Genomic DNA, 12,551 nt, shown 5'->3' on the forward strand with positions numbered 1-12,551 from the left:
CATCGCAGATCAGGACGCCGGGGCGGGCTGAATCTGCACATGCGTGGTGGATCCGTCTCGCCACCACGGGACCTCGACCACGGCCGCGTAGGCGCCCGACAGCCGCACCCGCAGGCGATCGTGCACCACGAGTTCGCCGTCCAGGGGCGGCAGGCCGAACTGCAGGCGCAGCACCACGCCCAGCGGTTCGGCCGCCCACGTGCTCGCCCGGCCCGCGCCGAGCACCTCGGCGGTGACGGCCTCGGACACCAGCGGCAGGTCGAGCAGGGTCGCCAACGCCGGCGCGGAGTCGATGTCACCGACCACCAGCCGATCCGGCGAGACGGCCAGGCCGTACCAGGGGCGATCCAGCACCAGCGCGTCGGCGGGATCGATCACCGCGCCCGACAGCGCGCGCACCCGCGCGGGCAGCTCCAGCGCGTCCAGGTCGAGGCGGTCCAGGGCGGCCGCCAACCGGTGGTGCGCCTGGGAAATCGCCTCCGGGGACGGGGTTTTCGCGGAATCGGCGAGCGCATCGAGCACCGTGGCGGCCAGCTCCGCGGTGATCGTGTCCGGATCCGCCAGCACGGCGCGCAGCGCGTGTAGGTCGGCGGGCGCGAATCCGCCCAATTCCGGTAGCAGATCGGCGAATACCGGATCGGCGGGATCGCGAAACAGGCCGAGCGGCGTCCCGCCGATGCGGGCGTGACGACGCAGCCACCAGGTGGTGTAGCCGTCCCGGTCGGCGAGCAGGCGCCGCGTCGCGGGTTCGGACAGCAACAGCCGCAGCGCATTCGGCCAGGCGGCCTCGTCCACCAGATCCAGGTCACGCACCGCCGCCAGCTCCGGCGGATCCTCGGGCAAGCCCTCCCACCACCGCTCCTCGTCGTCGAGGTGATGGTCCGGGCCGACCGGATCGTCCTCGGAGACAACGGAGAAACCCCAGCCGACGCCGAGCGCGCGCAACACCGCGGCGCCGTGCCGCTCCACGAACTCGGAATCGACCGTGCCGAACGGAGAGTCGGCGACCAGCACACCGGCGAGCGGCGCCTCCGGCAGCAACAGCTCGTCGGCGGGCAGCAATTCGCCTGTGTCGTCCGGCAATTCGAGCAGGCCGAGCCAGGACGGCAGGGCGGCCGCGCCGGGGTCGGCGGGCGAGACCACCTGTGCGGCCAGGCGCAGCACCGCGTCGACGGTGTCGGGGCCGCCCGGCTCGTGCTCCAATTCGGCTCGCAGCGCGGGATCCTCGAGCAGATCCGCGGCGGTGACCGAGCGGGCGCCGAGGCGGCCCAGCAGCGGATGCGCGGCCTCCGGGTGCACCAGCCGCGCCCAGTGCACCGGGATCGGCGTCTCCAGTCGGTCGTCCAGGACGACGGTGCGCGGGCCGGTGACGAGACGGCCGTCGGCCAGCGGCACCGCCAGCGCGCCCAGCTCCTCGACCGACAGCGGATCGGTGACGAACGGCTCCAGCGCGTCGTACAGCGAGTACCACCACCGCGGAGGACGTTCCAGCCCGATGGACAGCTCGGCGATGCGGGCCAGGCCGATGCGGTGCACGTCGAGGACGGCCAAGGTATCGGCCCCGGTGCGCCCGGAGAGTTCCGGAACGACCAGCGGCCCGAGGAAATCGTTCAGCCGCTCGGCCAGTTCCGGCGTGGCTCCGGTGAATACGCTGGCGCGCCGCGGTGCGGCCGTGGCGTCCCGCGATCCGGCGTCGACAACGGGCAGCCACGGCGCGCTGCGCAGTTCGGCGATGACGGCCTCGCGCAGCGCCGCATCGGCCGCGCTGCGCGCGAAGCCGGGCGCCGGGACCAACACCAGCCGATCGCGGGGCGGCAGGGCGCGGGCGAATTCGGCGTAGCCGTCCGCCAATTCGGCGAGGCGGGCGCCGGGCAGCAGGCGACGGCGATCCGGTTGCATCGGGATATCGGCGACCAGCAGCGCCGGTAGCGACAGCTCCTCGTCGGAGCGGGTGGGCGCGCGCAGCACATCGGGTTCGGCGGGACGCGGTCGTCCTTCGCGGACGGGCAGCAGCCAGCGGGCGCGGTCGGCCGGGAACTGCCACCAGACCCGCTCGTCGCGCTCGGGGCCGGTGATCCGCAGCTCCTGCAGCCCCGCGCCGAGTTCGGCCACGGCACTGGTGATCTCGTCGCCGCCCACCCGGATCGTCCGCAGCGCGGGCAGTTCCAGCAGCAGGTCGGCCGCCTCCGCGCGCATCGCCGCCAGCAGCGCCTCGGCGTCCACGGCGGCGCTCACACGCACGACGATCTCGCTGTCGAAGCCCGCGGCGGGCGCTGTCGCGATCGGCCATGCCAAGCGCAGCACCGGCGGCGCGAAGTCGCCCTCCGGGATGCGGATGCCGTTGCCGCGCAGCTCTTCCCGGGTATCGGACCGGGAGAAGCGCAGCGATCCGGTGGTGGAGCGGAACTCGACCTCGTCGCCCACCGTCAGCACGGCCGTGAAACCCACGCCGAACCTACCGACCGTGGATGCCGCGCCCAGCTTCGCCGAGACCCGCAGCGCGGTCAGCGCGTGCACGCCGGAGACATCCAGTGGCACACCGGTATTGGCGACGTGGAGGGAGGGGCCGTCCAGCCACGCCACCAGTCGTCCGGGCGTCCCCGCCTTGGCCGCGGCATCGGCCGCGTTCTGCGCCAGTTCGGTCAGCAGCCGATCCCGATACCCGGCTCGCACCAGATCGGCCTCGGTGGCCGCGTCCTCACGCAGCCGGGTCGGCGAATCCCGCCAGGCGGCCAGCACCCCCGCGCGCAGCGCCGTCGTCTCGAACGGATCGGCATCCACCCCGGCGCCGCTCAGCGCTCCCCCGCCGCCCCGGGCTCGCCGCGCCGCACCCGCACCGAAGAGACGGCCCAGGCATCGCTGTACCGCGCATGTTCCGCGGCTCCGCCGTCCCGGTCGGCCTCGCCGCTCTCCCTGCCCGCCTCATCCGAATCCGCACCGGCGGAAAGTGTTTCAGCATCCTCGACGGCGGCGGCCTCAGCGGTCACGCCGTCTGCTGCGGGAGCGCCGGCGAGGATGTCCGAATCCGGCGCGTCGACTACCGGTTCACTCGCGGCGCCGGTCGACACGGCCGACCCGGCATCGTCCGATGCGGACTCGGCACCGACGACGCTCTCGGCCGTCGAATCCTGCTCCGCTCGCGCGTCCTGCCGGGCGTCGGTATCGGCGGGCGTCGGCGTGGCCTGTTCTCCCGCGATCTCGGCGCCCGCTGGCTTGCGGAGGTCCGCGCCGGGGACCACCTCGACCGCGGCATCGTCGTAGGCCTCGTATAACGGCGATCCGCTGTACGAGGACGGCGCGACGGTATCCGAGTGCGCGCCGCAGCCGTACTCGTTGTGCACGACACGCCCGTCGGCGCCCATGGCATTGGCGCACACGCCGAAGGCCGCGCGCAGCGCACCGGCCAGCGGCACGTAGAAGCCGCACTGGCCGCAGGTCGACGGCGCGGCGCGGGCCATATCGGTCTCGGGGCCGTACTCGGAGTACCAGCGTTCACCGGCCTCCTCGCGACCCTCCCGGCTGAGCACCTGGCTGCGGCCCAGGCCGAGTTCCTCGGCCACATCGTCGACGACCGGGTCGCCGGACATCAGGTAGCCGGGCACCAGCCGTGGGTCGTGCGGCGGCGGCGCCAGCAGGTCGCCGGGCGCCAGATCGCCGGGGCGGACCCGTTGGTCCCACGGCACGAATTCCGGCGCGACCAGCGCATCGGGCCCGGGCAGCAGGGCCGACTCGCTCACCGTCGCGCGCTCGGCCTCCGGGGGCGCCGCCACCACCACGGCCCACTGCCAGCCGTGATAGCCGGGCAACGTGGCCTCGAAGTGGTGGGTGGCCGCACACTCGTCCTCCGCCGACACGCCGAGATGCTCGCCGACACCCACCGGCTGCAGCTCCGCGAGCGCACGACGGGCCAGGTCGACCGCCTCCGCAAGGATCGGTCGCACTCCGGACTCCGAAACAGACACTGCGCTCACGCCCTACATTTTGCCGTATGAACCGCAAACATCGTGCGTGGGCCGCGACCGGGCCGATCTTGCTGGCCTTGCTGGCGCCCGGAACCGCCGCCTGCGACAGCGGCGACACCACCCCGCGCATGCGTGTGGAGGTGGTCTCGACCAGGCCACACGACCCGGACGCCTTCACCGAGGGGCTGGAAATCGATGGCGACACGCTCTACGAGAGCACCGGCCTCGAGGGCCGTTCCGATGTGCGCGCCACCGATGTCGCCACCGGTTCACCCCGGGCCCGCGCCGCGCTGCCCGAGGAGTACTTCGGCGAGGGCGTCACCCGGGCGGGCGACACCGTGTGGCAACTCACGTGGAAGGACGGGGTGGCGTTCGCGCGCGACCCCGCGACCCTGGCCGAGCGCGGCCGCGCCCGCTACGACGGCGAGGGCTGGGGACTGTGCACCCGAGGCGATCGCATGGTAATGAGCGACGGCAGCGACACCCTCACCTTCCGCGACCCGGTCTCCTTCGCCTCGACCGGAACGATCCGGCTCGGCGCCCACCGTGGCGCGCGGCTCAACGAACTGGACTGTGCCGCCGACGGTTCGGTCTACGCCAACGACTGGCCCACCGAGCACATCCTGCGCATCGATCCGGGCACCGGCGCGGTGCTGGCCGATATCGACGCCTCGGGGCTGCTGTCCGAGGGCGAACGCGAGGACGCCGACGTCCTCAACGGCATCGCTCAACTGCCCGGTACCGACCGGTTCCTGATCACGGGCAAGAACTGGCCCACGATGTTCGAGGTGCGATTCGTCCCACAGTGAACGAGCACAACCGCCGCCCCATAGACTCGACATGTGGCTGCCTCCCGCGATTCCTCCGGAACCGATCCAGGTCCGTGGGACGGCGAGGAGAATCCGCTCACCCGGCGACACCCCGGCTACGACCGGTATCCGCCCCCGAGTACCCCGTCCCGCCGTCCGCTGCCGCCGCTGCCCGATCGCGGCGGCGAGTCCGACGTACCCGAATTCGTGACGCGCCGGATGTCTTCCGGCCAGCCGCCGCGCGACCTGCCGCCGCAGCAGACCCCGGAGCCCCAGCCCGAACCGGCGGCCGACACCACGGAATTCGCGGGCCGCCAACGGGCCCCGCGCAAGCTGACGGTCACCCGCGTGGTGGCGATGCGCAGCCGGGAGCTCACCGAGAAGGGTTTTCACACCTTCCAGCGCGCGGCCAAGGCCGACGGCGCCGACGAATCCGGGCTCACCGCACTGGTTTACGCGACAATGGCCAACTTCGCCCTCGACGCCGCCATCGCGGTGGCCCTGGCCAACACGCTGTTCTTCTCCGCCGCCTCCGCCGAATCCAAGTCGAAGGTGGCGCTGTACCTGCTGATCACGATCGCCCCGTTCGCGGTGATCGCGCCGCTGATCGGTCCGCTGCTGGATCGCCTGCAGCACGGCCGCAGAGTGGCGCTGGCCAGTTCGTTCGCCGCGCGCATCGTGATCGCGCTCCTGCTGATCTTCAATGTCGACACCTGGGCGCTGTATCCGCTCGCGCTGTGCATGATGATCCTGAGCAAATCGTTCTCGGTGCTCAAGAGCGCGGTCACGCCCAGGGTCCTGCCACCCGATATAGACCTGGTGCGCACCAATTCCCGGCTCACCGTGTTCGGCCTGGTGGGCGGCACGCTCGGGGCGGGCGGCGTGGCCGGTCTCGTGGCCGCGGTCGCGGGCTCGCCGGGGGCGCTGGTGTTCGCCGCGCTGATCGCCGCCGCCGGCGCGTACCTGAGCCTGCGCATCCCGTCCTGGGTCGAGGTCACCGAGGGCGAGGTGCCCGCGACGCTGGGCTATCACGCCGACACCGCGGTACCCGACTCCGGGCAGTCGTCCGCGGTCAAACCGAACCGCCGCCGCCAGCCGCTGGGCCGCGCGGTCGTGACCGGGCTGTGGGGCAACGGCGCGATCCGGGTGCTCACCGGATTCCTCACCTTTTATGTCGCCTTCGTCGCGAAGTCGACCGAGCACCGTCCGGTGCAGCAGGCGGCGATGCTGGGCGTGGTCGGCGCGGCGGCGGCGGTCGGCAACTTCGTCGGGAATGCCTCGGGCGCCCGCATGAAGCTGGGCCGCCCGTCGCTGATCGTGGTGGTGTGCGCGGCCGCGTGCACGGGCGTCGCCCTGTTCGCGACCATCACCGACAACCTGCTGGGCGCGGCGGTCGCCGCGCTGGTCGCGTCCGGAGCCAGCGCGTTGGCGAAGGTGTCGCTGGATGCCTCCATCCAGGACGATCTGCCGCCCGAGTCGATCGCGTCCGGATTCGGGCGCTCGGAGACCGTGCTGCAGCTGGCCTGGGTGGTCGGCGGCGCGGGCGGCGTGCTGCTGCCGACGGAGTTCTGGAAGGGGTTCGCCGTCGTCACCGCGGTGCTGGCGGCGGGGTTGATCCAGACGTTCGTGAGCTACCGTGGGCATTCGCTGCTGCCCGGCTGGGGCGGTAACCGCCCACAGCACGCGAAGCAGGAAGTTCCCGGGGGCGCCGGCGATTCGCCGTACCCGGCCGCCCCGAGCTGATCCGACCCACCCGACGAGCGACAGGACATACGCGCCATGACCAAGCCCAGTACCCGCACGATCCTCGCGCTGGCGACGGTGGCGGTGCTCGTGGTGGTGGCCGTCATCGCCGGAGTGGTGGCCGTGGCGGTCCGCGATGCCGCCGAACCCGAGCCGGAGATCACCGCCTACGCCCACGGCGCCTCGGCCACCGTGCCGCCGTATCGCTACTGCACGGTGACGCAGTCCGACAGCAACGGGCAGCTCGGCCTGAACTGCCGCGAGAGCGCCACGACCGTCACCCTCGAGACGCGCCCCGGCGATCCGCTGCAGCTATCGCTGCCGCGCCACATCGCCGACGCGCCCTGGGTGATGGTGCTGGAGTACGCCCTGCCCGACGGGACCGACGTACAGCGCCTGACCTCGTACCGGGACTACGCCGAGGGCACGCTCGCGATCACCGTGCCCACCCGCCCCGAGCCCGACCTACGGCTGGCCGGGGTCGAGGTGCAGCTCGTGGTCCCGACCCGCGACGAGACCGGAGCCGAATCGTTCGCGCCGTACCAGGCCTGGTCGATCCGAACGTCCTGATTCCGGCCGAAAGCGCGCCGGAAACACGAGAACCTCAGTGGTCCAACTCCCTGGCCACGCCGCGCACGACCTCGGCGATGCGCTGGGCGGTCTTGCGGTCGGGGTATTTGCCCTTGCGCAGGTCCGGCTGCACCTTCGCGTCCAGCAGGGTGATCATGTCCTCGATCATGCCGTGCAGGTCGTCGGGGGCCTTGCGGGGATGGGCCGCGGGCTCCTTGCGGGTCTGGGCGCCGCGCACCGAGGGCAGCGGCTCCAGCAGCTTCAGGCTCAGCGCCTGCGGGCCGCGGCGACCCGCCGCCATCCCGAATTCCACCCGTTGCCCGGGTTTCAGCGCTTCGACACCCTTGGGCAACGCGGACGACCGAACATAGACGTCCTCACCCTCATCCTGGGAAAGGAAGCCGAAGCCCTTTTCGACGTCGTACCACTTCACCTTGCCGGTCGGCACTGCGCTCACCCGTTCGTCATCGATGCCCGGACCTCCCGGGCACAACCGTTGTCCCGGAATCGATTCCGGAACATTCTCTGTGCGAAAAGAACGCGCCCTACACAGTTATGCAGGACGCGATTGCTATCGAGTCTACCCCGGTGCCCATACCCCGAGCACACCAGTTTTACGGTGCAGTAATGCCCAACCCTCCCTCGCACCGCCCGTCGCGCAGGCCCCGCGATCCGCTGATGATCGTGGCGCTGCTCCTGTTCGCGGTCGGCGTGCTGGCGGTCGTCGCCATCTTCCTGACGCCGATCCTGACCGACTACGAGCCCGGACTGTGGCTGTACCTCGTCGCCATGACCGGCACGCCGCTCGGACTGCTCCTCGCCGTGGTGTTCGCGCTGTGGTCCGGCCGCCGAGCTCGCTAGTCAACGCGGTATCTGCCCAGTACCTTCCCGTCATACACATGTGATCTTCATCACATAACGGAAGGGTCACGGCATGGTCACGGCTGGCACTCGGCCGGGACACGCCGCATCCACCTGCACAGACGCGGAGCCGAAGCCGTTGCGCCAGAGCGTGACCCGTCCGTACACGCCGGTTACCAAATAGTGATTTTTAGCGGCGATCGTCGTACGGTCTAACGCAGCCGGGAGCAGTCCCGGCACCACCGGCCCGCCGCACCGAGCCTCGCCCCGCGGGTACGGACCCCGACGGAACCAGGGGCGAGGGCGGGGAACCCACGTTCCCTAAGCAGGGAAGCGGGAACGACCGGCAACGATCGCTCCCTTGGGGTGAAGCCCCGGCGCACCGCGAGGCGCGCCAGGGCCGGACGGCCTCTCAGTCCGAACCCGACAGCTCACCTCGCAGGCGCGTACGAGAGGAAGACGACCCGATATGAGTGGACGCCATCGCAAGCCGACCAACACCGGCCGCACCGTCGCCAAGGTCGCCGTCACGGGCGCGATCGTCAGCGGCGCGGGTATCGCTCTCGCCGGGAACGCCTCCGCGGCACCCGATCAGGAGTGGGACCAGCTCGCGCAGTGTGAGGCCGGCGGCAACTGGGGAATCAACACCGGTAACGGATACCAGGGTGGCCTGCAGTTCTCCCCCAGCACGTGGAAGGCGCACGGCGGCACCGAATACGCCGCGACCGCCAACCAGGCCACCCGCGAGCAGCAGATCGCCGTGGGCGAGAAGGTCCTCGCCTCGCAGGGCTGGGGCGCTTGGCCCTCCTGCTCTTCCCGCCTCGGGCTGAACGGCAGCCCCGAGACACGCACCGCGCCCGCCTCTCCCGCCGAGACCCCGCGCTGGAACCCGACCGGCGAGACCCAGGCCCTGCCGCAGGAACCGGCCCAGTCGTCGGCCGACGCCTCGCAGCAGGTCTTCCAGGCCGTCGACAAGGCGCTCAGCATCGCCCAGGCGCAGGGCATCCAGGTGCCGCAGCCCGCGATCGACGTGTTCAACGCCGCCAAGGCCAACAACGTGAAGCTCGACCCAGCCGTGGTCGACTTCTTCGAGGCGAACAAGGGCATGCTGCCCCAGTAAGGCAAGTCTCCTCATCCGGCCGACAACATGGCCCCGCATCACCTACGACAAGGCCCCCGCATCACTGAGATGCGGGGGCCTTGTCGTAATGCGGTCAGCGGTTGATGACCGTGTGCGGATGCACGTACGGCACCTCGTCGGCAGGCACCGGAAACTCGGTGTCCTCGCCGTAGGGCGAGAGTCCACCGGAGCGGGTCGACGACAGCTCGGTGACCGCGTGGTCACCGTTGGCCACCTGCGGCCAACCATTGTCGACATAGGGTTTCTTCGATTTGTTCACCACGACCTCATTCTGGCATGGAACCGATCATCCGACGCCGGCCGGCAACGGGTGGTGTACGCGACCCAGCGGCCCACGACGCCCGGCCGTACGCTGGATGCGATGACCACGACCGACAACGCGCCCCGGGCCGGGGACGATCACCCCGCGGCACCCGGCGGCCAGGGTTCGGCCGATGGCGACACGCTCGCCGACTGGCTCGCCGCCCGCACCGACGACGATCTGGTCACGCTGCTCGAGCTGCGACCCGATCTGGCCGTGCCGCTGCCGTCCTCGATGTCGGTGCTGGCCGCCCGCGCCGAACAGCGCGCCTCGGTACTGCGCGCGACGGACGAACTCGACACGCTGGAGTTCGCGGTCATCGAGACCCTCGCGGTGCACGGCGCCGCCTACCCCGGCCGCCGGGCGACGCCGCTCGCCCGCGCCCGGCTGCACGAACTGCTGGGCGACCGCGTCCCAACGGCGGCCATCGACGCCGCCGTAGGGCGCCTGACCGCGCGCGCCCTCGCCTGGGGCGCCGACGAGCTGTACCTGGCGGCCTCGGCGAAGGATGCGCTGCCGTGGCCGCTGGGCAGTACCACCGAGATCCCGGACGCCCTCACCGAATCGGAAATCGTTGCCGCGCTGGGTGACATCGGCCCCGCCGAACGAGCCCTGCTGGACAAGCTGGCCACCACCGGGCCGCGCGGCCGCACCCGCGACGCCGCGCCCGACGCACCGCCGGATCGTCCCGTCCCCCGGCTGCTCACGCTGCGGCTCCTGGACCGTGTCGACGACGAGACCGTCGAGCTCCCGCCCGCGGTCGGCCAGGTGCTGCGCCGCGAACCGGTAACCGATCCGCACGCCCTGCAGCCACCCCGGCCCGAGCCGGACAAGCACGCCGCCGCCGACAGCAACGCGGCGGCCGCCACCGAGGCGGGCGAGCTGCTGCGGCACTGCGCCGACATCGTCGAGGTGCTGGAGCAGGCTCCCGCGCCCGCGCTGCGATCCGGCGGGCTGGGCGTGCGCGAGCTTCGCCGCATCGCCAAACAGACCGGTATCGACGAGACCCGGGTGGGCCTGCTGGCCGAGGTGCTGTCCGCGGCGCGCCTGCTGGACAAGGGAATTCCGGAACCGGCGCCGCCGTCCGACGCCGTCGACGACTTCTGGGCGCCGACCGCGGCCGCGGACGGCTGGCTGGACGGCCCCGCGGCCCGCCGCTGGGTGGTCCTCGCCGCCGCCTGGCTCGAGCTGGACCGCTTCCCCTGGATGATCGGCCAGCGCGACGCCAACGACAAACCCCTGGCGGCCCTGTCGCTGGAACTGCGCAATATGCACGCCGTCCGGGATCGCCGCGCCATCCTCGACCTGCTGGCCGAGCAGCCGACCGGAGCGGCGCTGTCGCCGTCCGATATCGCCCGCGTGCTGGCGTGGCGGCAACCGCGCTGGCGCAGGCACTTCCGCACCGACGCGGTCGAGCGCACGCTGGCGGAGGCGAACGCCCTCGGGCTGATCGGCCGCGGCGCGCTCACCTCGGCCGGGCGGGCGCTGCTGCACGGCAGCCCCGACGGCGCCGAGGCGGAGATGGAGTCGGCGCTGCCCGCCCCGGTGGACCACGTGCTGGTGCAGGCGGACCTCACGGTGATCGCGCCGGGGCCGCTGGTGCCGGATCTGCAGAGCCGCGTCGCGCTGGTCGCCGACGTCGAATCCGCGGGCGCCGCAACGGTGTACCGAATCGGCGAGGCGTCGGTGCGGCGCGCGCTGGACGCGGGGATGACTGCGGCCGAACTGCACCAGCTGTTCTCCGCGCACTCGCGCACGCCGGTGCCGCAGTCGCTGACCTATCTGATCGACGACGTCGCCCGGCGGCACGGCCGCCTCCGTGCGGGCATGGCGCAATCGTTCGTACGCAGCGAGGATCCGGCGCTGCTGGCCGAGGTGCTGGCCACCCCGGTCGCCGGACAGCTGGCGCTGCGGGCGGTCGCGCCGACCGTGGCCGTCTCGCAGGCGCCGCTCGGCGAGGTGCTCGAACAGCTGCGCGGCGCGGGATTCGCTCCGGCGGGCGAGGATTCGTCCGGTGCGATCGTCGACCTGCGCCAGCGTGGCACCCGCATCCCGACGCGGACCAATGCCCGGCAGTCGTGGCGCCCGACGCCGCCCAGCACCGAGCAGCTGCGACTGCTCGTATCCGAACTGCGCGCGGGCGAGAAGGCGGCGCGGGCGCGATCGGGCCAAGCGGTGCGGTCCGACGGCACCCGCACCAGCACCGCGGCCACCATGGCGCTGCTGCAGCTGGCGGTGCGGGTGCGGCGCCCGGTGCACATCGGCTACGTCGACGCCCAGGGCGTCGCCACGCAGCGGGTCGTGGAGCCGATGAAGGTCGCGGGCGGGCAACTCGATGCGCTGGACTCGGTGACCGGCGCCGTGCGGCACTTCATGCTGCATCGCATCGCGTCGGTGGCGCTGGTCGATCAGTGAGCCCGGCTAGCCTTTCGGATTCGCCAGGCAGAACGTGGTCTCGGGCTCGGACAGCAGCAGGAAGGTCGAATTCGCCGCGCACATCGACTCGTCGGAGCGGCCGTCGATCCGGGCCACCACCCGCACGGTCGCCTCGGGCGCCGCGCAGTCTGCGAAGGTGAAACCCGTAACCCGGTCCTGGTGGTAGCAGCTGCCCTGTTTGAGATTGGGGGCCAGGCACAGGAACGCGGTGGTGCCGCCGTGGAAGGTCTCCTCGTAGGAGGTGTACTCGGCGCCGCAGTCCCGCTTGCCCTGCGAGGCCGACATCACCGTGTAGACGGCCCGGTCGGACGAGCAGTCGACCGGCTCGGTCCGGGAGTCGACGGTCGAGCCCTCGAGGACGTCGACGCAGTCGCCGATCTGTGTCCGGGCGGTATCGGACCTGCTCGCGCTCTGCAGGGTCGAGCACCCTGCCGCCGCCAGGGCGATCGGCACCAACAGCGCCGAGACGAGGCGGCCACCCGCGGTTCCCATAGGCCGAAACCTTTCTCACCCAACCGTTCAGTTCGGTCCGTGATCGCGGTGAGAATACCCGCCGACGCCTCGGCGCAGTGGCAAACGGATCAGTGGAACATGCCCATGCCGTACATCCCCAGCAGCTGGAGGTTGAGCATGCGGGGCAGGAAGCCGGTCAGCAGTTGAAATCCGAGAAGGTTCACGAGGGGTGCCTTTCACGCTTCACCCGCACGAAATGCGCGGTTCGTGATCTT

At 71.7% G+C, this 12,551-nt stretch carries 10 protein-coding genes, 1 pseudogene and 1 riboswitch; of the genes and pseudogenes, 6 read left to right on the forward strand and 5 right to left on the reverse strand.

The window, feature by feature from the left end:
• Window positions 1-9: 9 nt before the first annotated feature.
• Together ACYVLQ_RS21790 and ACYVLQ_RS21795 are read right to left on the reverse strand one after the other, a co-directional pair.
• On the reverse strand, window positions 10-2,781 hold the full coding sequence (locus ACYVLQ_RS21790) for a sacsin N-terminal ATP-binding-like domain-containing protein (protein ID WP_460699356.1): 2,772 nt from the start codon (window positions 2,779-2,781) through the stop codon (window positions 10-12).
• Window positions 2,782-3,086: 305 nt separating this feature from the next.
• Window positions 3,087-3,941 (reverse strand): annotated as a pseudogene (locus ACYVLQ_RS21795) (DUF3027 domain-containing protein); the annotation flags it as partial.
• 47 nt (window positions 3,942-3,988) lie between these two features.
• Here ACYVLQ_RS21795 and ACYVLQ_RS21800 point away from each other — a divergent pair.
• Genes ACYVLQ_RS21800 through ACYVLQ_RS21810 form a run of 3 tightly spaced genes read left to right on the forward strand, consistent with a single transcriptional unit; the run spans window position 3,989 to window position 7,084 of the window.
• The gene (locus ACYVLQ_RS21800; protein WP_460699357.1) at window positions 3,989-4,771 is read left to right on the forward strand and encodes a glutaminyl-peptide cyclotransferase; all 783 of its coding nucleotides are present in this window, start codon (window positions 3,989-3,991) and stop codon (window positions 4,769-4,771) included.
• Between the two features lie 33 nt (window positions 4,772-4,804).
• Entirely contained in the window at window positions 4,805-6,514 is a 1,710-nt protein-coding gene (locus ACYVLQ_RS21805; RefSeq protein WP_460699358.1) for an MFS transporter, read from the forward strand.
• A gap of 36 nt (window positions 6,515-6,550) precedes the next feature.
• Window positions 6,551-7,084: a DUF2771 domain-containing protein gene (locus ACYVLQ_RS21810; protein WP_460699359.1), complete on the forward strand. Its 534-nt coding sequence runs from the start codon at window positions 6,551-6,553 to the stop codon at window positions 7,082-7,084.
• A gap of 34 nt (window positions 7,085-7,118) precedes the next feature.
• Here the strand turns inward: ACYVLQ_RS21810 and ACYVLQ_RS21815 are convergent, their stop codons facing one another.
• Window positions 7,119-7,532 (reverse strand): cold-shock protein, encoded by a 414-nt coding sequence (locus tag ACYVLQ_RS21815; protein WP_460699594.1) that lies wholly within the window; start codon window positions 7,530-7,532, stop codon window positions 7,119-7,121.
• Window positions 7,533-7,711: 179 nt separating this feature from the next.
• On the opposite strand from ACYVLQ_RS21815, the gene ACYVLQ_RS21820 reads away from it, so the two are divergent.
• Both ACYVLQ_RS21820 and ACYVLQ_RS21825 read left to right on the forward strand, forming a co-directional pair.
• The gene (locus ACYVLQ_RS21820) at window positions 7,712-7,945 is read left to right on the forward strand and encodes a hypothetical protein (RefSeq protein ID WP_460699360.1); all 234 of its coding nucleotides are present in this window, start codon (window positions 7,712-7,714) and stop codon (window positions 7,943-7,945) included.
• A 273-nt stretch (window positions 7,946-8,218) separates the two neighbouring features.
• Window positions 8,219-8,405, forward strand: a riboswitch (cyclic di-AMP (ydaO/yuaA leader).
• 9 nt (window positions 8,406-8,414) lie between these two features.
• Window positions 8,415-9,065 (forward strand): resuscitation-promoting factor Rpf1 domain-containing protein, encoded by a 651-nt coding sequence (locus ACYVLQ_RS21825; RefSeq protein WP_460699361.1) that lies wholly within the window; start codon window positions 8,415-8,417, stop codon window positions 9,063-9,065.
• 94 nt (window positions 9,066-9,159) lie between these two features.
• On the opposite strand, the gene ACYVLQ_RS21830 is transcribed toward ACYVLQ_RS21825, so the two are convergent.
• Window positions 9,160-9,348 (reverse strand): hypothetical protein, encoded by a 189-nt coding sequence (locus ACYVLQ_RS21830; RefSeq protein WP_460699362.1) that lies wholly within the window; start codon window positions 9,346-9,348, stop codon window positions 9,160-9,162.
• Between the two features lie 99 nt (window positions 9,349-9,447).
• Between ACYVLQ_RS21830 and ACYVLQ_RS21835 the strand changes: the two genes are divergently transcribed.
• On the forward strand, window positions 9,448-11,802 hold the full coding sequence (locus tag ACYVLQ_RS21835) for a helicase-associated domain-containing protein (protein WP_460699363.1): 2,355 nt from the start codon (window positions 9,448-9,450) through the stop codon (window positions 11,800-11,802).
• 6 nt (window positions 11,803-11,808) lie between these two features.
• On the opposite strand, the gene ACYVLQ_RS21840 is transcribed toward ACYVLQ_RS21835, so the two are convergent.
• Complete coding sequence (locus ACYVLQ_RS21840; RefSeq protein WP_460699364.1) at window positions 11,809-12,315, reverse strand: LppU/SCO3897 family protein; 507 nt, start codon at window positions 12,313-12,315, stop codon at window positions 11,809-11,811.
• Between the last annotated feature and the right edge of the window lie 236 nt (window positions 12,316-12,551).

This window comes from Nocardia thraciensis (genome assembly GCF_054782435.1).